General features: G+C 70.4%; 22 protein-coding genes and 1 tRNA gene. 5 read left to right on the top strand and 18 right to left on the bottom strand.

Translation table 11 applies throughout. The annotated features are described in order from the left end of the window. Positions 1 to 299 precede the first annotated feature (299 nt). Positions 300 to 854, top strand: coding sequence for a hypothetical protein (locus tag N538_RS29020; RefSeq protein ID WP_051549259.1), 555 nt, complete (start codon positions 300 to 302; stop codon positions 852 to 854). Positions 855 to 971: 117 nt separating this feature from the next. Here the strand turns inward: N538_RS29020 and N538_RS0113215 are convergent, their stop codons facing one another. The 12 genes from N538_RS0113215 to N538_RS0113160 form a co-directional block, all read right to left on the bottom strand. After that, positions 972 to 1,331 (bottom strand): gas vesicle protein K, encoded by a 360-nt coding sequence (locus tag N538_RS0113215; RefSeq protein ID WP_231496212.1) that lies wholly within the window; start codon positions 1,329 to 1,331, stop codon positions 972 to 974. Beyond that, entirely contained in the window at positions 1,328 to 1,591 is a 264-nt protein-coding gene (locus N538_RS25310; RefSeq protein ID WP_081790465.1) for a gas vesicle protein, read from the bottom strand. The genes N538_RS0113215 and N538_RS25310 overlap by 4 nt, the downstream gene beginning before the upstream one ends. Beyond that, entirely contained in the window at positions 1,588 to 2,475 is an 888-nt protein-coding gene (locus N538_RS0113205) for a GvpL/GvpF family gas vesicle protein (RefSeq protein WP_231496215.1), read from the bottom strand. Before N538_RS0113205 ends, N538_RS25310 begins: the two co-directional genes overlap by 4 nt. 5 nt (positions 2,476 to 2,480) lie before the next feature. After that, on the bottom strand, positions 2,481 to 2,900 hold the full coding sequence (locus N538_RS25305; protein ID WP_051549258.1) for a gas vesicle protein: 420 nt from the start codon (positions 2,898 to 2,900) through the stop codon (positions 2,481 to 2,483). Further along, a complete protein-coding gene (locus tag N538_RS28000) occupies positions 2,897 to 3,496 on the bottom strand; it encodes a gas vesicle protein GvpO (RefSeq protein ID WP_081790463.1) in 600 nt (199 codons plus the stop codon). The genes N538_RS25305 and N538_RS28000 overlap by 4 nt, the downstream gene beginning before the upstream one ends. After that, positions 3,489 to 3,737 carry a gas vesicle protein GvpG gene (locus tag N538_RS0113190; protein ID WP_028637701.1) on the bottom strand — a complete coding sequence of 83 codons (249 nt, stop codon included), beginning with the start codon at positions 3,735 to 3,737 and terminating at the stop codon, positions 3,489 to 3,491. The genes N538_RS28000 and N538_RS0113190 overlap by 8 nt, the downstream gene beginning before the upstream one ends. Then, complete coding sequence (locus tag N538_RS0113185) at positions 3,728 to 4,507, bottom strand: GvpL/GvpF family gas vesicle protein (RefSeq protein ID WP_028637700.1); 780 nt, start codon at positions 4,505 to 4,507, stop codon at positions 3,728 to 3,730. Before N538_RS0113185 ends, N538_RS0113190 begins: the two co-directional genes overlap by 10 nt. A 29-nt stretch (positions 4,508 to 4,536) precedes the next feature. Next, on the bottom strand, positions 4,537 to 4,968 hold the full coding sequence (gene gvpJ / locus N538_RS0113180) for a gas vesicle protein GvpJ (protein WP_028637699.1): 432 nt from the start codon (positions 4,966 to 4,968) through the stop codon (positions 4,537 to 4,539). Between the two features lie 24 nt (positions 4,969 to 4,992). Continuing rightward, positions 4,993 to 6,342, bottom strand: a complete 1,350-nt coding sequence (locus N538_RS28465; RefSeq protein ID WP_051549257.1) for an SRPBCC family protein — start codon at positions 6,340 to 6,342, stop codon at positions 4,993 to 4,995. Between the two features lie 6 nt (positions 6,343 to 6,348). Further along, positions 6,349 to 7,377, bottom strand: coding sequence for a histone H1-like repetitive region-containing protein (locus N538_RS28460; protein WP_028637698.1), 1,029 nt, complete (start codon positions 7,375 to 7,377; stop codon positions 6,349 to 6,351). Between the two features lie 149 nt (positions 7,378 to 7,526). Then, entirely contained in the window at positions 7,527 to 7,685 is a 159-nt protein-coding gene (locus N538_RS28455; protein ID WP_155992086.1) for a hypothetical protein, read from the bottom strand. Further along, positions 7,663 to 8,547, bottom strand: coding sequence for a hypothetical protein (locus N538_RS0113160; protein ID WP_155992085.1), 885 nt, complete (start codon positions 8,545 to 8,547; stop codon positions 7,663 to 7,665). The genes N538_RS28455 and N538_RS0113160 overlap by 23 nt, the downstream gene beginning before the upstream one ends. Here N538_RS0113160 and N538_RS0113155 point away from each other — a divergent pair. The 4 genes from N538_RS0113155 (at position 8,537) to N538_RS29315 (ending at position 10,322) form a co-directional block, all read left to right on the top strand. Beyond that, positions 8,537 to 8,800 (top strand): hypothetical protein, encoded by a 264-nt coding sequence (locus tag N538_RS0113155; RefSeq protein ID WP_028637696.1) that lies wholly within the window; start codon positions 8,537 to 8,539, stop codon positions 8,798 to 8,800. The two genes, N538_RS0113160 and N538_RS0113155, sit on opposite strands and share 11 nt — an antisense overlap. A 10-nt stretch (positions 8,801 to 8,810) precedes the next feature. Then, positions 8,811 to 9,245, top strand: a complete 435-nt coding sequence (locus tag N538_RS25290; RefSeq protein WP_036570423.1) for a hypothetical protein — start codon at positions 8,811 to 8,813, stop codon at positions 9,243 to 9,245. Positions 9,246 to 9,378: 133 nt separating this feature from the next. Beyond that, positions 9,379 to 9,660, top strand: a complete 282-nt coding sequence (locus tag N538_RS0113145; RefSeq protein WP_028637695.1) for a GlsB/YeaQ/YmgE family stress response membrane protein — start codon at positions 9,379 to 9,381, stop codon at positions 9,658 to 9,660. 176 nt (positions 9,661 to 9,836) lie between these two features. Beyond that, positions 9,837 to 10,322, top strand: coding sequence for a hypothetical protein (locus N538_RS29315; protein WP_231496211.1), 486 nt, complete (start codon positions 9,837 to 9,839; stop codon positions 10,320 to 10,322). Between the two features lie 94 nt (positions 10,323 to 10,416). Here N538_RS29315 and N538_RS0113135 read toward each other — a convergent pair. The 6 genes from N538_RS0113135 to N538_RS27985 form a co-directional block, all read right to left on the bottom strand. Then, positions 10,417 to 10,489, bottom strand: a tRNA-Asn gene (locus N538_RS0113135). Between the two features lie 131 nt (positions 10,490 to 10,620). Beyond that, positions 10,621 to 11,133, bottom strand: a complete 513-nt coding sequence (locus N538_RS25280) for a hypothetical protein (protein WP_051549256.1) — start codon at positions 11,131 to 11,133, stop codon at positions 10,621 to 10,623. After that, positions 11,133 to 12,989: a DNA primase gene (gene dnaG / locus N538_RS0113125; protein WP_028637693.1), complete on the bottom strand. Its 1,857-nt coding sequence runs from the start codon at positions 12,987 to 12,989 to the stop codon at positions 11,133 to 11,135. The genes N538_RS25280 and dnaG overlap by 1 nt, the downstream gene beginning before the upstream one ends. A gap of 80 nt (positions 12,990 to 13,069) precedes the next feature. Further along, positions 13,070 to 13,984, bottom strand: a complete 915-nt coding sequence (locus N538_RS0113120; RefSeq protein WP_028637692.1) for a 2-hydroxyacid dehydrogenase — start codon at positions 13,982 to 13,984, stop codon at positions 13,070 to 13,072. Beyond that, on the bottom strand, positions 13,981 to 15,237 hold the full coding sequence (locus N538_RS0113115; protein WP_028637691.1) for a deoxyguanosinetriphosphate triphosphohydrolase: 1,257 nt from the start codon (positions 15,235 to 15,237) through the stop codon (positions 13,981 to 13,983). The genes N538_RS0113120 and N538_RS0113115 overlap by 4 nt, the downstream gene beginning before the upstream one ends. A gap of 40 nt (positions 15,238 to 15,277) precedes the next feature. After that, positions 15,278 to 16,150, bottom strand: coding sequence for a hypothetical protein (locus tag N538_RS27985; protein ID WP_081790462.1), 873 nt, complete (start codon positions 16,148 to 16,150; stop codon positions 15,278 to 15,280). Between the last annotated feature and the right edge of the window lie 68 nt (positions 16,151 to 16,218).

Here is a 16,218-nt window from a genome sequence, read left to right as displayed (position 1 = left end):
GACCACGTGGTCCCACGACCGCACGCCGCGCGCCTCCGACCTGGTGCCGAGCGTCGCTCGGGTGAGCGGGCAGAGGTCCGCGAAGGCCAGTGGTCGCGAACTCGGCGAAAACCGATCTCACCCGAGAGGGTGGTTTTAGTGCAATGCCGCTTTTTTTGCCGCACCTCGTCTAACGCCGGTGGCGCTTCGCGACAAGTATTCCGCCATGGGAGGCATTTGGAATCTTTTACCTTCGGGAGGGAAAGAAAATGAATCGCTGTCGCACGTCCATCCTCAGGGCAGTAGCTGTCCTCGTCGCGATGACCCTGTGCATCTTCTCGCTCCAGGACGTCTCCACGGCCAGTAGGCCGGCCCAGCCAGCTGAGCGGCCCGTCGCCCACACCCATCGCGGCGACCTCAACTCACGCATCATCGGCACCACCGGCGACAACCGGAAGGTCACGGGATCGTTCGTACCGCTCCACTTCCTCAAGAAGGACGGCAAGGTCTTCGTCCGCGGTCTTGTCCAAGGTGTCGTTCACGAACGCAACGGCGACCGCACCACGTTCGCCATGATGAAGACGGTCCGGGTCAAGACCATCAACGGGACCCCGGTCCACGCCCGCACCGCCGGCGCACAGGTCACCTGCGACATCCTCCACCTGGTCCTCGCCCCTCTCGACCTCGACCTCCTCGGACTCCAGGTCCACCTCGACCGCGTCGTGCTCAACATCGTCGCGCAGAGTGGAGCAGGCAACCTCCTCGGCAACCTGCTCTGCGCGGTCACCGGGCTGCTCGACGGCGGCCTCGGCGGCGTGCTGGGCCGGCTGTCGAACCTCCTCAACCAGATTCTGGGCGTGCTGCGTCTCGGATGAGGACATCCACGTCGGGTACGGGGCCCTCGTGTCCGGAGGGAGGGGACGAGGGGCCCTGTGCTCGGCTCGCAGCTGTTTTCCGCACGCTGCTTACCGCGAGGAGCGTCGAGGGCATGGCTACTCGGGCAGCAGCGTCCCCAGGGGGCCGAGGTCGATGTTCAGGTCGTCCGCGGTCAGCCCGTAGCGCCTCTTGAGATCTTCCATCGCCTGCTCGAGGTGCATCAGCCCGTTGCCGAGCCCCTCGACCTGCTCGTCGGTCAGGTCGCCCTCGTCGACGCGGCGCAGGGCCTGCTTCTCCATCAGCTGCCGCACCAGCTCGATGATGGTCAGCACCAGCTTCATCAGGTCACGCTCGACGGCCTCGGCGTCGGTCTCCAGGCGTTGGGACAGCAGTGTCCGAGGCCCGTCGGGTGCCTGCATAGCGGGCCGGCGACCGCCCCCGAGGGACGGCAGGTCGTCGAACGGCCACTCGCTCACGGGACCGGCCTCCGGGTCTCGGCCATCTCCGCGCGCACCGAGCTGACGAGGAGATGGAGGCGAACCTCCACCAGGTCGACGCCGGCCAGCGAGATGACGACATCGCCGGCCACGAACACCCCCGCGCCGAGCAGCCGGTCGAGCAGGTCGACCAGCGCGACCGGCGCGAGGTTTCGGGTGGGTCGCCGATCGGACGAGCCGGCGGGCACCTCCCCCGGGCCCCCGGCGACGACCTCGCTCCGTGCCGACAGCGTCGTCATGGCTGCCCCAGCATGGCGAACGAGTACGGCGGCCACGGACCGCGGGCGTCGATGAGCAGGCTCGGGTAGCGGCCGCGGAGCTCATCGAGCGCGGCAGTGAACTCGGCTGCGTCGACGTCGGGTACCAGGTAGGCGGCGTTGAGGACCATCGTGCCGCTCAGCCCCGAGAGCCGGGGGTCCTGCGGGGGTAGCTGCCGGCTTGCCTTCGCGCGACAAGCCAACGTGGCGTGGATGTCGTCGGCGACGTCAGCGGCTGACGCGGATGATGCTGCGCGCTGTTCGACCGCGGCCTTGCGGCGGCGCAGGTACTCCGCGCCGCTCGCCGGCGCCTCCGCCTCCTCGAGTGCTTCGGCCTGCGGCGCGAGCTCGAGCAGTTTCACGCTCCACTCCGCGGAACCGGTGACCCGGTCGAGGACGTAGCCGAGGTCGACGGCCCATTGCCGTAGCCGGGCCCGGACCGCGTCGTCATCGAAGCAGATCGTGGCCAGCCGCATCGGCGCGACCGGTCCGTGCGCGGCGACAGCCTGGACGACGTCGTCGTGACCGCGCACCACGGACTCGAGCCAGGACAGGTCCTCGAGGTTGCGGCGCAACGCGTCCTCGCCGAACGACGCCAAGGGCACCGTCGACACGACGGCCACGAGGTCGCCGTGCTCGACCAGTTCCAGCGGTTCACCGGAAAGTCCGTGGACGCCCTGGAGAGCTCCCGGGGGCAGCCGTCGGCACACCGCGTACAGGTAGCGGCCGGTGCCCTGCTCGGAGCCTTGACCCGTCGAGCTGTCGGTCACGGTGTCGGTGGCGGGGTTCGTGGCGGAGTTCGTGGCGGTGTCGGACACCGGGACCGACGGTTCGGGCCCGTCCGCGGACGTCGGTGCTGGGGGCATGTCGCTCACGCGTCGCCTCTCGACCGCGAACCAGCAGACTGCCGACCCCGGGCACTGCCGTCGCCCTCGTCCTGGCCCCCCTCCTCGTCGTCGGGGGTGCCTTCGAGCTGGGCAAGTCGTTCGCGCAGCTCCCGGTTCTCCTCGTCCAGGCCGCGCTCGCGCACGGTCAGCATCGGATCATGCTTCCACCAGTCGATGCCCATCTCCTCGGCCTTGTCGACCGAGACCACCAGGAGGCGCAGCTTGATGGTGAGCAGCTCGATGTCGAGGAGGTTCACCCGGATGTCGCCGGCGATGATGATGCCCTTGTCGAGGACACGTTCGAGGATGTCGGCCAGGTTCGCCGGCTGAGGCCGGCCGGTCAGGCTCGGAGGCTGGTAGTACGGGCGGGCGCTGGGCACGTCGCCGGTCTGCTGCTCGGTCATCGGCGATCCTCTCCAGCGCTCCCGCGGGTGTACCGGTCAGTGCGCCTGTACCCCAGCAGGTCGCCGTCCTGGTCGACAGCGACCTCGTAGACGGCAAGCACGTCAGTCGTGTCCGGGATGCGTCGCATCTCGAGGATCTCGACCTGAGCGGTCCACCCGTCGTCGGTCTTCGAGATCCCGACGATGCCCTCGAAGTCCTTGCCGGTGAGGTCGACCAGCTGCTGGGCCGCGAGAACCGCGGCCCGTCCGCCGCTCGAGGGGCCTCGGCGGCCCCCGCTGCCGCCGTTGTCCCCGTTGTCCGTGGTGTCCTCGGGCTCGCGGCCCGTCCGCTGCTCGGACGGTGCCCGCGAGGACGAGCCGTCCCGTGAGCTGCGGGCAGCCGTCGAGGGCTGTTTCCTCGCACCCTCCCCGGCGGGCTTCTTGGCCGGCGCCCGCTTCGTTGCCGGGTCGCGGGCGGTCGCCTTCTTCGCCGGCGTCTTCTTCGCCGCCGCCTTCGTCGCCCCCGCCTTCTTCGCGGTTGTCTTCCTGGCACCGGTCTTCCTGGTGGTCTTCTCCGCCGTCTTGCGGGGCGTCGCCTCAGGCGTGGTCTCAGCCATGGCCGTCGCTCCTCTCCTGACCGATCATCAGCCGCTCGATGAGTTCGTCCTCCAGCGCTTCCGCAGTCTCGTCGTCGATGCGTCCTTCCGCGCGCAAGCGGTCCACGTCCTCGAGCTCGCTGCGAATGGCAGCCGGGTCGTAGTAGGCGTCCTCCGCCTGCTTCAAGATCTGGTCTGCCACCCACACCGTCCCGCGCACCGGCGCGAGCGGAAGGCCGAGCAGACCGGTGATCAGACCCATCCCGAGCCCTCGTCCACGAAGTCGTACGGCGCGAGCGGACCGACGAGCCTCATCCGGATCCGTTCGTGGACGGCTTCCGCGAGATCCTCCAGACGCTCGACCAGCTCCGTGGCCCGGTCCTCCTCGACCAGGAGCGCCACGTCGAGGACCTGCTGCGCCGTCGGAGGTGTCCGGACCCGGTGCTCGGCCGTGAGCGGCTCGACAGCCGCCCACAGCACCTCGGCCTCGTCAGCGCTGCGGTCCTCCAGCGCTCGCGCGACCAGCTCGCCGAGTCGGACACGCTCGGGATAGGTCGCCGTCTCCGGCTGGTCCCGCGTCCGCTCGCGCAACGCCGCCACGTCCGGGTCAGTGGCGACCAGGTCCGCGAGCACGGATTCCTCGACGAAGCTGGCGCGCAGGTTGTACTGCTGCTTCCCCTCGAGACGGTCCAGGACAGCGTTGAACCTGTCTTCCTGGGGCAGCAGCAGCTCCTCCACCACCGTGGCCGCGTCCCACAGCACGGAACCGAACTGGACGGGCGCGACGGGCCCGGCGCGATGCAAGGCGTCGAGGACCGACTGGTAGGCGAGCAGGTCGGCTCGCCGCCGGGGCGGCTCCTCGAGTGCCACCGTCGTCACAGCGGCCGCCACCGAACCGCCGACGATGAGGTCCACGGTCGACCCGTGGATCCCGGTCAAGCCGTCGGCACGACGTTCGGGTCCGCCGGTTCCGGCGCGGACGACGCCATAGACGAACAGGGCCTCGTCCGCGCCGTCCCCAGAGGGAGGCATCGAAGCGTCTGGGCGGAGTCCCGTCACGGTCACCGCTGCTCGGACCGCCGGCGGCTCGCGGACTTCTTCACGGGACGGCGCTCGCGGTCGTCGTCCTCGTCCTCGTCCTCGTCGCTGTGGCCGACACCGAGGGCACGCTTCACACCCTGGACGGCTCCTTGGGTCTTGCCGGACGCGCCGGACTGCTGGAGGTCCCCGACCATCTCGCTGAGGTCCTTCCCGCCGTGTTCGTACAGGTCGAGCCGGTTGGTCGCTTCGGCGAACCGCAGGTAGGTGTCGACGCTCGCGATCACGATGCGGGCGTCGATCGTCAACAGCTCGATGCCCACGAGCGACACCCGGACGTAGGCGTCGATGACAATGCCCTTGTCGAGGATGATCTCGATGACGTCAGCGAGTCCGCTGGGCTTGGGACGTTCGAGATAGCCGCCGCCACTGCGGCGCTGGGTCTGCACGGTCATGGGTTGCCTCCTTGGTTCGGTCAGTCAGCTCGCGCGCTTGCGGCGCGAGCGCGGCCTCGGGGCCTCTTCCTCGTCCTGCTCCGCTCCCTCGTCCTCCGCGTCTTCCGCGTCGCCCTCATCGGGCTCGGACTCCTCGTACTCGTCCTCCGCCTCGTCGTCGGCGTAGTCGTCCTCGGCCTCGGGCTCGTCCTCGGCGCCCTCGTCGTCCTCGGCCTCCTCGTCCTCGGCTCCCTCGTCCTCGGCGCCCTCGTCGTCGGCCTCCTCGTCCGCGTACTCCTCGTCCGCGTACTCGTCCTCGGCGCCCTCGTCGTCCTCGGCTCCCTCGTCCTCGTTGCCCTGGTCGTCCTCGGCCTCGTCGTCCGCGTACTCGTCCTCGGCCTCGTCGTCGGCGTACTCGTCCTCGGGTTCGTCCTCGCCGTCCTCGGACTCCTCTTCCGAGTACTCGTCCTCGGGTTCGCCGTCCTCCTCGGCCCCCTCGTCGGACTCGTCCTCGTAGTCGTCCTCGGGCTCGTCCTCGTACTCCTCGGAGTCGCCCCCTTCGGACTGCTCGTCCTGGTCGGCCTGCTCTTCCTCGAGGGCTTCCTCGTGGCTCTGGACGACCTCGCCGTCCTCGATCGTGCCGCGCCAGCCCTCGACCTCGTCGGGGTCCAGGATGGTGCGCGTCATGACGTGACGCTGGAAGTGCTTGAGCTCGACGCGGGCACGCCGGCCCTGGGCACGCCACAGGTTTCCGGTCCGTTCGAACAAGCCCTGGGGGTAGTACTCGAGCACGACAATGATCCGGGTCAGGTTCGGACCGAGCTCGTGGAAGGTCACCGCGCCGTCGACGTGACCCTTGTCGCCCTTGGAGCGCCACACGATGCGCTCGTCAGGAACCTGCTCGAGGATGGTCGCCTCCCAGTTGCGGTGCGACCAGAAGATCTGGGCCTTCCACTCGATCTTGTTGTCCTCCTCGGCGTCGACGTTCTCGACCTTCTTCATGAAGGTCGGGAACCCGCCGAACTCGGTCCACTGGTTGTACGCCACACGCACGGGGGCGCCGACATCGACCTGCTCGATGATGTTCGTCGCCTTCGTGGCCTTCGGGGAGCCACCGCCCGAGCCGCTGGAGCCGCCACCGAGACCGGGGATCTTGTCCTTCACCGCCGACGCCGCGCCCTTCAAGGCGCCCTTCACCGGGCCCTCGCCCTTCGCTGTCGACTTCGCCGATCCCAGCGCTGCCTTCGCGGACGGGTTGCCGGTTGCGACGTCCTCCAGCTTGTCGGTGAGCCCGGTCAGCTTGTCGCCGACCGTGCTCAGCGCCTTCTCGCTCAGAGTCGAGAACAGGTCCCCGGAGGCCGACTTCAGCCGGCCGCTGCCACCACTGCTAGCCATGCCCGATCACCGCCCCGACCGCGAGCTCGAGGTCTTCTTCGCCGTCGACCGCTTCGACGCGGTCTTCTTGGCCGGCGCCTTCTTGGCCGGCGCCTTTCGCGCGGTGGTCTTCTTCGCCGGAGCCTTCTTGGCGGCGGCCTTCTTCGTCGTCGAACCCGACTGCGAGCCCGAGGAAGAGGACGTCTTCTTCGCGGCGGCCTTCTTCGCCGGCGCCTTCTTGGCGGTGGAGCTCGACGCTGACTTCTTCGCGGTCGAGCTCGACGAGGACGCCTTCTTCGCCGGTGCCTTCTTGGCGGTGGAGCTCGACGCAGACTTCCGCGCGGTCGAGCTCGACGACGACGCCTTCTTCGCCGGGGCCGTCTTGGCGGCGGCCTTCTTCGCCGGAGCCTTGCGCGGCGACCGGGACAAGCGGCGACGCCGCTGGGGCTGCTCTTCCACCGTGTCGTCCGGCTCGGCCTCGCCCTCGTCCTCCGGCTCTTCGTCGGCCTCGTCCTCCGGCTGCTCCTCCTGCTCGTCCTCCGGCTGGTCGTCGGCCTCGTCGTCTGCCTCGTCCTCCGGCGCGTCCTCGTCCTCGTACTCGTCGTCAGCCTCGTCGTCGGGCTCGTCGTCGGGCTCGTCGTCAGCCTCGTCGTCAGCCTCGTCCTCGTCCTGGTACTCGTCTTCGGACTCGTCTTCGGGCTCGTCTTCGGACTCGTCGTCCTGGTACTCGTCGTCGTACTCGTCCTCAGCCGAGTCCTCGTCGGACTTCCGCGACTGCAGCGACTTCGTCAACGATTCGACACGCGATGCGGCAGCAACAAGCGCGGCTTCGCGGGCGACCTCTGCCAGGCGCCCCGTGAGCTGGCCCTGGAGCTCCTTGAACTGCGGGTTGCCCGACAGCAGCTTCTGGCCCTGCGACAACAGCTCCTGGCGTTGCGTGGACAGTCGTTTTCCGGCGAGCGCGCCGGCGAGCATCATGGCCAGGCGCATCTTCTTGGTTCGGCCGAGCAGGTATCCGCCGGCTACACCGGCAGCAATCTTCGTATTGGCAGACATCTAGTACAGCCGCGATGCCACCCCTCCCGAGCAACACGTCGCGACTCCTCCCTGACCATCGCGGTACCCGCGGTCTAGGCCACTAAACCGCGAAAGGTCGAGGGCACCCCTACGGGTGACCTGCGTTGTCGACCCGCAGCCCCATGCGCTCAGGTACCAGACGGATCAGGGTCTTCGGCCCCGCCGTCGGTCGAGTCGGCAGGTGCTTCCTCGGGGTGCGCGGGGTTGTAGCCGAGCTCCTCGACGACCTCGTCGAAGAGCGGCTCGTCGTTCTCGGGCAGCGCGTCAGGGTTGGTCGGGGTGGTCATGTTCGAACCTCGCTGTCATCTCGTCCGCCACTCCCGCAGGCTCGCCTGAACGATCTGCACCCTCTCGCAGGCCGGTTTCGTTCAGCGCCTCGCGGAACACCTCCAACGAGTCCTCGCGAAGGAGAGCATGCAGCAGCACGACGTCGCCGCGCGACAAGCCTCGCTCGACGACAGGGCGCACCACGTCAAGATCCACGCCGGCGGAGAGCACCATCAACGTCGACCGAGGCGGCGCGGTCAGCGACCGTGCCTTCTGCAGGAACTCCACATCCACGCCCGTCCCTGCAAGGGCGTCAGCGACGCGAGCGAACTCGTCGTCGAGCCTCTCCGGGCCGAGCAGCACCCGAGCCAGACCGATGAGGGCGGCGCCGAGCGGCCCTGAGGAGCGGGGGGAGCCGGTCTGCCGAAGCTGGCCGATCCAGGGGCGGTGGCTCCCGGGCACCCACATCGCGGTGACTGCGTCGATCGGAGAGACGGAGCCGCTGCGCACCAGCTCGCCGAACCGCAACGTCCCGGCCGCGGCGGCGCGCGGAGTGTCGTAGCTCCACACCGTCAACGACGGGCGCGACCTCCAGGCTCCGTCGTTCGCCGAGCCGCCGGCCATTGCCCCGTGGCTCCGCTCCTGGTCGCTGGGCCGCCCCGTCGGTAGGTCGGCGCTCATCTCCTGCTGCTCCTCCCTGCCCAGCCGCGGCGCCGGACCCCGGCTGTGCATCCTCAACTCACCAGTACCCGTCTGCCCACCCGAGAAGCGCACGTCGGCCGGGCAGGGTGATCTGGGGGGCATCCCTTTCAGGGCGAGCGGGTACGTCATCAGATCCGATCGGGAGCGGAAGAACGTGGAGGGAGACACGATGGCGAACAACGGTGGAAACGGTGGCGGCAACGGCGGCAACCAGGGCGGGCTGGATTCGCGGGCGCGGCTCGTCGACCTGCTGCTCGAGAAGATCGCTGCAGACCCCTACCCCTCGGGAACGATGATGGACCTCGTCGAGGAGCTGCTGCTGCCCGACGACGTGCCCGCGTATGCGGCGGTGCTCATGGAGAAGGTCCGCGGCGACGCGTTTCCGAGCGTGCCGATGATGAAGCGGCTCGTCGACCTCACCGAACCCGCGTGAGGGGGAGACCATGCGAGCGTTGCGGTGGACCGCAGCAAGTCTGCTCGGGCTACTCGGAGGGCTGCTGGGCCTGGTAGGGGCGCTGCTGTGCGTCACCTTGATCCTGCTGCCCCTGGGGATCCCCATCCTCTTCCTGTCCCGCAGGCTGTTCCAGACCGCTGGGCAGCTGGTCGTTCCTCGCGAGGTACGACACCCCGTCAAGGGGATCCAGGAACGCAGCTCGGCGTCGGCGAAGTCAGCGAGGAAGTCGGCCAAGACCAAGCGCCGCAAGGGCGCAAAGCGCGCGGCCGAGACCATGGGGTCGGCGACCGCCGGCGTCCGCGGCGGCGCCAAGAACGCGAAGAACGTCCTCGTCGACGCCGCCACCACGGCGCGCGAGAAGACACCCGTGCCTGGGCGCCGGTCGCGGATGGACAGGGTGCGCCACAAGCTGCACCTCGCGTGACCGCCGCCGGTCCACCGGCCACGTCCCCAGTCCTCGGCCCCACTACCAACGCGCATTCCGTTCGACGGAGCCGGGTACAGAGCCCTACAGGAGAGGCCGACGACACCCCGTCGGCCCGGGAGGGAGAATCGCCATGGAGATCATCGGCGTCATCGTCGCTGGCATCATCATCGGCCTGCTCGGAAAGTTCGTCGCCCCCGGCGACAGGGACAACATCCCGCTGTGGCTCACGATCGTGTGCGGCATTGGCGGAGTTGTCATCGGCTGGTACATCTACACCGCCTTCGGCGGCAACGGCACCTCTGGTGTCGACTGGGTCCGCTGGATCGTCGCCATCGCGTGCGCGGCCGTGCTGGTCATGGTCGCCTCGGCGATCACCGGCAACAACAAGAAGTCGGGACTCCTGCACCGCTGAGCCCCGGGGGCTCACCGATCCTCCCTCCGGTGGGTTCCCGGTCCTCCGGAGAACCCACCGGAGGAGCGACCACGCGCCGAGGGAACGCCGGCCCGCAGCATGCCGTGCATGCCCGGGCCGGCAGTGGCAGAGGACGAGCAGGAGTAGTCCGTCCTCGAACGGGCACGTCAGAGGTGATGACCCTGACGGCCGGCGGTCACCGCCGCCGCGTCGCAGTGGAAGCGCCCGACCGGGCGCTCACGTCGGGGAGGGAGAACCAAGAAATGATGGAGCTCAGAAGTCAGGTCAGCGGCCTCACGAACCGGGCCAAGCCCGTGACCGACAAGGCACGACCGCTTGCCGAGAAGGCCAAACCAGTTCTCGGGAGGGCCAAGCCCGTCACCGACGCGGTCCGGAGCGTCGGAGACCGGGGGCGGTGGGCTGCGCGGGGCGCGTCACTGGCCGCGAAGATGAAGGCGACGAGGATGGTGTGGTTCCCGCCCGACGGAGTGGACGTGGCCGCCCGCGCCACCGGCGCGGCGACGCGGACCGCGAAGACGGCGGCGAAGAAGTCGGCCGGCGGCGCCAAGAAGTCGACCCGGCCCGCGCGGAAGACGGCCAAGACGGCCAAGGCCACGGCCAGGAAGGCGAGCGTCGCGAAGAAGACCGCCAGGTCGTCGTAGCGACCACCGAGGGCGCGGCCAGCGACCGCGTGGACGACAACGTCGAACGGCCTGACCAGCGAACTCGATCGTCGCAGGTCAGGCCGTTCTTCTGCTCCCCCGGTTGGACTCGAACCAACAACCCTCCGGTTAACAGCCGAATGCTCTGCCAGTTGAGCTACAGGGGATCGGTGCAGCCCGCACAGGTTAGCAATCCGGGTCCGTCAGGAAAAATCGAGGTCAGCCGTGTCGGTCGAGGCACTCGGCTCGGCCCGGCGCGGCAGCGTGGTCCTTGGCGACCTCTCCCGAAACCACGCCTTCAGGGCATGCCCACCTCGGCGCGGGCGGCCGCAAGGGCCTCCTCGGCGGCCTTGCGCACGGCGGGGTCGTCGGGGTCGATGCCGGCGTCGAACTCGTAGATCCAGCTGATGGGGCGGTCACCGTGCGGCGCCCGGCGGGCGACCACGCGGAGTCCGCGGCGGCCGTTGATCGGGACGTGCCGCTGGAGGACGACGCTGGCGGTGACCCGCTCGCGGACCAGCTCCAGCAGCAGGCCCGGCTCGGCCAGCGTGAACACGTGCTCGGGGCGCTGCTCGCCCCAGGTGCCGACCTCGCTGACCCGGAGCGTGCCGGTCTCGGCGTCCCAGTCGGCCGCCTGCACGTCCTCCCACGGGATGCGCAGCGTCTCCTCCAGGGCCAGGGAGGCGCCGAGGTTGCGTACGACGTAGAGCGCGTCGCGCGTCCCGCCGAGGTGCGCCTCCTCGGCGACCGCGTCGGCGAGCAGCTTCTCCCCTCGCTCCACCCGGATCGGGGACCGGCGGCGCAGCCCCATCAGGCCGGCCCCGTGAGCCGGTCCCGCAGCGCCCGGCGGTGCGCCTCGAGGGCGGCGAGCTCGCCGAACATCCGGTTGAACTCGTCGGGGTGCTCGACCGGGTTGGTGCGCTGGAGCTTCGACTTGATGTCGCCGATGCGACGGGCTGCGGTGAGCTCCTGGAGCCGGACCAGGTGCTGGGTCACGTACGCCGCGTCGGGCTCCATGAGCAGCGGCTCGACCCCGAGAGCGCTGATCGCGGACGAGACGGCGGGGTTCTCCGCGGCGTCCCGGAGCTTCGTCGCCCAGCCGGGGTCGCCCACGCCGGCGCCCGGGCCGCCGGCGGCGACGACCAGCTCCCACACAGCACGGTACGTCGGGTGCGTGAAGTCATTCGCCCCGATCTCGGACGTGAGCCGGCCGATCGTCATCGGATGCTGGATGACCAGCTTCAGCGTCTCCCGCTCGGTCGAGAAGCGCGGGTCGTGCAGGTCGGGGACGTTCGATCGCGGAGCCGGCGTCGCCTCGGGCGTGCGGACGTCCGGACCGGGCCGGCGGTTCGCTGCCCGGCGTACCTCGTCCCGGACATCGTCGATGTCGAGACCGATCAGGCCGGCCAGCGCTCGAGTGAAGGCCTCGACTTTGGACTTGTCCCGGATGCTCGACACCAGTAGGGCGCCTTCGCGGAGGGCGTCCGCTCGACCGTCGGCCCGGTCGAGGTCGTAGTTGCGAACGACGTTGGAGAGCACGAAGCGGTAGAGCGGCACGCGCCGGGCCACCAACTCGCGGACCGCGGCGTCGCCCTTCTTGATCCGCAGGTCGCACGGGTCCAAGCCGTCCGGCTCCACCGCGACGTAGGTCTGGGACACGAAGTTCTGGTCGCCGCCGAAGGCCTTCAGCGCTGCTCGCTGCCCGGCCGCGTCGCCGTCGAACGTGAAGATGATCTCGCCCTTCGTGACTCGATCGTCTCCGAGGAACCGGCGCAGCACCCGCGAGTGGTCGTCGCCGAACGCCGTGCCGCAGGTGGCGACCGCCGTGCCGACCCCGGAGAGGTGGCAGGCCATCACGTCGGTGTAGCCCTCGACGATCACCGCCCGCGACGAGCGACCGATCTCCCGCCGGGCGAGGTCGATCCCGTAGAGCACGTGGCTCTTCTTGTAGATCGGCGTCTCGGAGGTGTTGAGGTACTTCGCCTCGATTCGGTCGTCCTCGAAGAGCCTCCGGGCGCCGAACCCGATCGTCTCGCCGCTGGACTCGCGGATCGGCCAGAGCAACCGGCCGCGGAAGCGGTCGTAGCCCGACGGGCCGATCAGGCCGCCCACGGTCATCTCCTCGACGCTGAAGCCTCGGCCGCGCAGGTGCTGGCTGAGGGCGCGGCCGTCGTTCGGGGCGAACCCGATGCCGAAGGTCTCCGCCGCGGCCTGGTCGAAGCCGCGCTCCGCCAGGAACTGCCGGCCGGCCAGCCCGTCCGGCGTGCCGAGCCGCTCGGCGTAGTACTCCTGCGCGACCTCGTGCGCCTCGAGCAGCCGCCGTCGCGACGGGCCCTTGGGCCGCTCGGTCGGGAAGGTGTCGTCCTCGCGCCGGAGCTGGACGCCGTACTTGTCGGCCAGCCGCTCGACCGCCTCGGCGAAGCTGAGGCCGTCGATCTTGATCAGGAACGTGATGACGTCCCCGCCCTCACCGCAGCCGAAGCAGTGGAAGAACCCCCGGGCCGGGTTGACGTTGAACGACGGCGACTTCTCGTCGTGGAACGGGCACAGCCCCTTCTGCGAGCCGCCGCCGGCGTTGCGGAGCGTGACGTACTGCCCGATGACGTCGTCGATGCGCGCCTTCTCGCGCACCGTCGCGATGTCCTCCTCGCGGATCCGTCCTGCCACGTCGCGGAGTCTATGTCCAGGTCTCGACACGCCGGTCGCTCGCTCCACCACCGACAGCGGATCCGCTGGCAGGTCTCCGCTCAGTAGGAGCCGGACATGACGTTCACCAGGTCCTCGCCGGCCGCGTAGCGGCGCAGCTGGTCGCGGACCAGGCGGTGCGCCCGGGGCCACATCGCGCTGCTCGCGCCACCGACGTGGGGCGACACGAGCAGGTTCGGCGCGTCCCACAGCGGGTGGTCCTCGGGCAGCGGCTCCTCCTCGGCCACGTCCGTCGCGTAGTGCAGGCGGCCGGTGTGGAGCGCATCGACGACCGCTGCCGTGTCGACGACCGCGCCGCGGGCGACGTTCACCAGCAGCGCGCCGTCCTTCAGGGCGCCGAGGAACCGCGCGTCCACGAGGCCGCGCGTCTCCTCGGTGAGGGGTACGACGAGCACCACGACGTCCGCCTCGGGCAGCAGGGCGGGCAGCTCGGTGATCGCGTGCACGCCGTCGCGGGCGCTGCGGGCGACGCGCACGACCTCGACCTCGAACGCCAGCAGCCGCCGCTCGACGGCCGCACCGACCGCGCCGTACCCGACGATCACGACCCGCTTGTCCGCGAGCGCGGGGTGCCAGCCGGTCCGCCAGCTGTGCCGGTCCTGGTCGCGCACGAAGCCGGGCACCCCGCGCAGGCTCGCGAGGACCAGGGTCACCGCGAGCTCGGCGGTCGAGGTGTCGTGGATGCCGCGGCCGTTGCACAGCAGCACGCCGTCCGGGATCGCGCCGCGGAGGTTGTCCACGCCGGCGGTCATCGTCTGCACGACCTCGAGCGACGTCATCCGGGGCAGGACCTCGGCCACGCGCGCCCCGACCTGGTACGGCGGCACGTAGAACCGCACCTCCCCGACGGAGTCGGGCACCCGCTCGGTCGGGTCGACCACCTCGTAGCGCAGGCCGGCGGGCGGGTCCCCCAGCTCGGCGGGGTCGAACGGCAGCCAGACCAGCGGGTCGCTCATGCCGGCCCCCGCAGCGCGGCGTGCCACGCGACCGCACTCTGGTCGGTGAGGGAGGCGACCTGGTCGACGACGACGCGCAGCCGGTCCGCGTCGTCCGCGGCGACCGACCAGTCGTCGGCGAACTGCCGCTCCATCGCGTCCGGGCCGCGGTGCGCGAGCAGTGCGACCAGCTCGGCGAGCAGCTCGCGCTGGCGCTCCATCAACGCGACGCGGTCGTCGGCACGCATCACGTAGTGGGCCGCGATGCCCTTGAGCACGGCGATCTCGAGCCGGGTCTCCTCGGGCACGACGAGATCGGCGGCGTACCGCACGAACGGGCCGTCGCCCGCGGCGAACGTCGCGTGCTGCACCGCCCCGCAGAACCGGCCGATGAGGTCACTGGTGAGGTTCTTGAGCGCGGCGAGCGAGCGCCGGCCCCCGTCGTACGGCGTCTGCGGCCAGCTGCCGACGCTCCGGAGCCCGGCAAGGGTCTTGTCGAGCACGTCGTCGCCGGCGTCCGGGAGATACCAGTCGCGGACCGTCTGCCAGACGGCCGCCTCGTCGATCGCGGTGAGGTCGACGCGCTCGGCGGCCACGCCGTCCTCGACGTCGTGCACCGAGTACGCCACGTCGTCGGCGAGGTCCATCACCTGCGCCTCGAGGCACTGGCGGCTGCCGTCGGCGCCGCGGCGCATCCAGTCGAAGACCGGCCGGTCGTCGTCGTACACCCCGAACTTCACGACGAACCGCGGCGACCCGTCGGCGTGCACCCCCTGCGGCTCCTCGGCCTCGGAACGGGGCCACGGGTACTTGGTGCACGCGTCGAGGGTGGCGCGGGTCAGGTTGAGACCGGCGCCGTCGGTCTTGGCCTCCAGGCGGGTCAGGATCCGCAGCGTCTGGGCGTTGCCCTCGAACCCGCCGCACGCCTCACCCAGCTCCGCCAGCACCCGCTCGCCGTTGTGCCCGAACGGCGGGTGGCCGAGGTCGTGCGCGAGCGCGGCGGTCTCCGCGATGTCGGGCTGGCTGCCCAGCGCGCGGGACAGGTCCCGGGCGATCTGGGCGACCTCGAGGCTGTGGGTGAGCCGGTTCCGGACGAAGTCGTCGGCCTGCGGCCCCATCACCTGGGTCTTGGCCGCCAGCCGTCGCGACGCCGCCGCGTGCACGACCCGCGCGCGGTCGCGCTCGAACGGCGTGCGCACCGGTGCGTCGACCCGCTTGGGGGGCTCCTCGACGAGGCGCTCGCGCGCGGCGTCGTCGTACCGGTCGTGGCTCATCGGACCAGAGCCTAGGCGCACGCTCCGCCAGTCGGCCGGGTCAGTACGTCGAGACGTGCACGTGGTCCATGTGGTTCGCCGTCGGCGAGCCGTGGTCGCCGTAGGCACGCCAGCCCTCGGAGGCCCGCACCGGCGTCCAGATCTGGTCCCACCAGATGACGTCGTAGAGGTGCAGCTCGGAGGCGTGCGACTGGAGGTACGCCGCGATCGTGTCGCCGAGCGCCTTGTCGCTGGTCATGATGTCCAGCGCCTTGCCGGAGGCGTGCTCACCGTGCGCGTCCCACCCGCCGTACGACGTGATCTGCGGGAACGCGTGGCACACCGAGCGGTAGACGTAGACGGCGTTGGAGGTCAGCCCGTTCTCGACACTGGAGTCCGGGCACGGGGCCATCGACAGGCTGCCGGCCGCGGTGGCGGTGGCGGTGGCGGTGGCGGCGGCGGGCTTGTCCTCCGAGAGGTAGCCGGCGGTGACCCAGCGGGACTCGCCCTGCCAGACGATCTCGACCCGGTCGGCGGTCTTCCGGCCGGTGACGAGCACGTGCTTGCCCGCCTCGAGCTCGCCGACCTCCGTGGCGTCGTCGCCGGCGTCGGACCACAGGTTGAGGAGCGTGGTGGTCCAGAGCTTCTCGTCGGCTCCGGCCACGGCACGCTGCGTCAGCACGCTGGGCTTGAGCCGGAGCTGCTGCGCCTCCTCCAGGCGCGAGCCGCTGCGCGAGACGGTCTCCCGTGCGTGGGAGACGCCGGCGAGGTCGGCGGACGTGTCCTGGGCGAGCAGGGTGGACTCGGGGCTGGCGGAGAGCACGCCCACCGTGACGGCGGAAGCGGTCGCCAGGACGGCGAGCGAGCCGGCCACTAGGGCGGCACGGGGCTTGCGGCGGGCATTGGTGTCCCGCTTGTGGCGATGATCTGCCACAGCGCTGATCCTTTGCTGTTGCTGTCGGGGGATGTCCTCGCCAGCGACTCCCCGAGAAAGGTCACGGA

Origin of the sequence: Nocardioides sp. URHA0032 (assembly GCF_000620645.1) — a bacterium.
GTDB lineage: Bacteria > Actinomycetota > Actinomycetes > Propionibacteriales > Nocardioidaceae > Nocardioides.
The sequence above is the reverse complement of the archived record's forward strand: the minus strand, read 5'-3'. Positions and strand labels throughout refer to the sequence as shown.

What these genes read in the sequence shown, in the direction of transcription:
- N538_RS29020 (WP_051549259.1), top strand. Translation starts at nt 300, where the DNA reads ATGACCCTGTGCATCTTCTCGCTCCAGGACGTCTCCACGGCCAGTAGG.
- N538_RS25310 (WP_081790465.1), bottom strand. Translation starts at nt 1,591, where the DNA reads ATGACGACGCTGTCGGCACGGAGCGAGGTCGTCGCCGGGGGCCCGGGG.
- N538_RS0113205 (WP_231496215.1), bottom strand. Translation starts at nt 2,475, where the DNA reads ATGCCCCCAGCACCGACGTCCGCGGACGGGCCCGAACCGTCGGTCCCG.
- N538_RS25305 (WP_051549258.1), bottom strand. Translation starts at nt 2,900, where the DNA reads ATGACCGAGCAGCAGACCGGCGACGTGCCCAGCGCCCGCCCGTACTAC.
- N538_RS28000 (WP_081790463.1), bottom strand. Translation starts at nt 3,496, where the DNA reads ATGGCTGAGACCACGCCTGAGGCGACGCCCCGCAAGACGGCGGAGAAG.
- N538_RS0113190 (WP_028637701.1), bottom strand. Translation starts at nt 3,737, where the DNA reads ATGGGTCTGATCACCGGTCTGCTCGGCCTTCCGCTCGCGCCGGTGCGC.
- N538_RS0113185 (WP_028637700.1), bottom strand. Translation starts at nt 4,507, where the DNA reads ATGCCTCCCTCTGGGGACGGCGCGGACGAGGCCCTGTTCGTCTATGGC.
- gvpJ (WP_028637699.1), bottom strand. Translation starts at nt 4,968, where the DNA reads ATGACCGTGCAGACCCAGCGCCGCAGTGGCGGCGGCTATCTCGAACGT.
- N538_RS28465 (WP_051549257.1), bottom strand. Translation starts at nt 6,342, where the DNA reads ATGGCTAGCAGTGGTGGCAGCGGCCGGCTGAAGTCGGCCTCCGGGGAC.
- N538_RS28460 (WP_028637698.1), bottom strand. Translation starts at nt 7,377, where the DNA reads ATGTCTGCCAATACGAAGATTGCTGCCGGTGTAGCCGGCGGATACCTG.
- N538_RS28455 (WP_155992086.1), bottom strand. Translation starts at nt 7,685, where the DNA reads ATGACCACCCCGACCAACCCTGACGCGCTGCCCGAGAACGACGAGCCG.
- N538_RS0113155 (WP_028637696.1), top strand. Translation starts at nt 8,537, where the DNA reads ATGGCGAACAACGGTGGAAACGGTGGCGGCAACGGCGGCAACCAGGGC.
- N538_RS25290 (WP_036570423.1), top strand. Translation starts at nt 8,811, where the DNA reads ATGCGAGCGTTGCGGTGGACCGCAGCAAGTCTGCTCGGGCTACTCGGA.
- N538_RS0113145 (WP_028637695.1), top strand. Translation starts at nt 9,379, where the DNA reads ATGGAGATCATCGGCGTCATCGTCGCTGGCATCATCATCGGCCTGCTC.
- N538_RS29315 (WP_231496211.1), top strand. Translation starts at nt 9,837, where the DNA reads ATGACCCTGACGGCCGGCGGTCACCGCCGCCGCGTCGCAGTGGAAGCG.
- N538_RS25280 (WP_051549256.1), bottom strand. Translation starts at nt 11,133, where the DNA reads ATGGGGCTGCGCCGCCGGTCCCCGATCCGGGTGGAGCGAGGGGAGAAG.
- N538_RS0113120 (WP_028637692.1), bottom strand. Translation starts at nt 13,984, where the DNA reads ATGAGCGACCCGCTGGTCTGGCTGCCGTTCGACCCCGCCGAGCTGGGG.
- N538_RS0113115 (WP_028637691.1), bottom strand. Translation starts at nt 15,237, where the DNA reads ATGAGCCACGACCGGTACGACGACGCCGCGCGCGAGCGCCTCGTCGAG.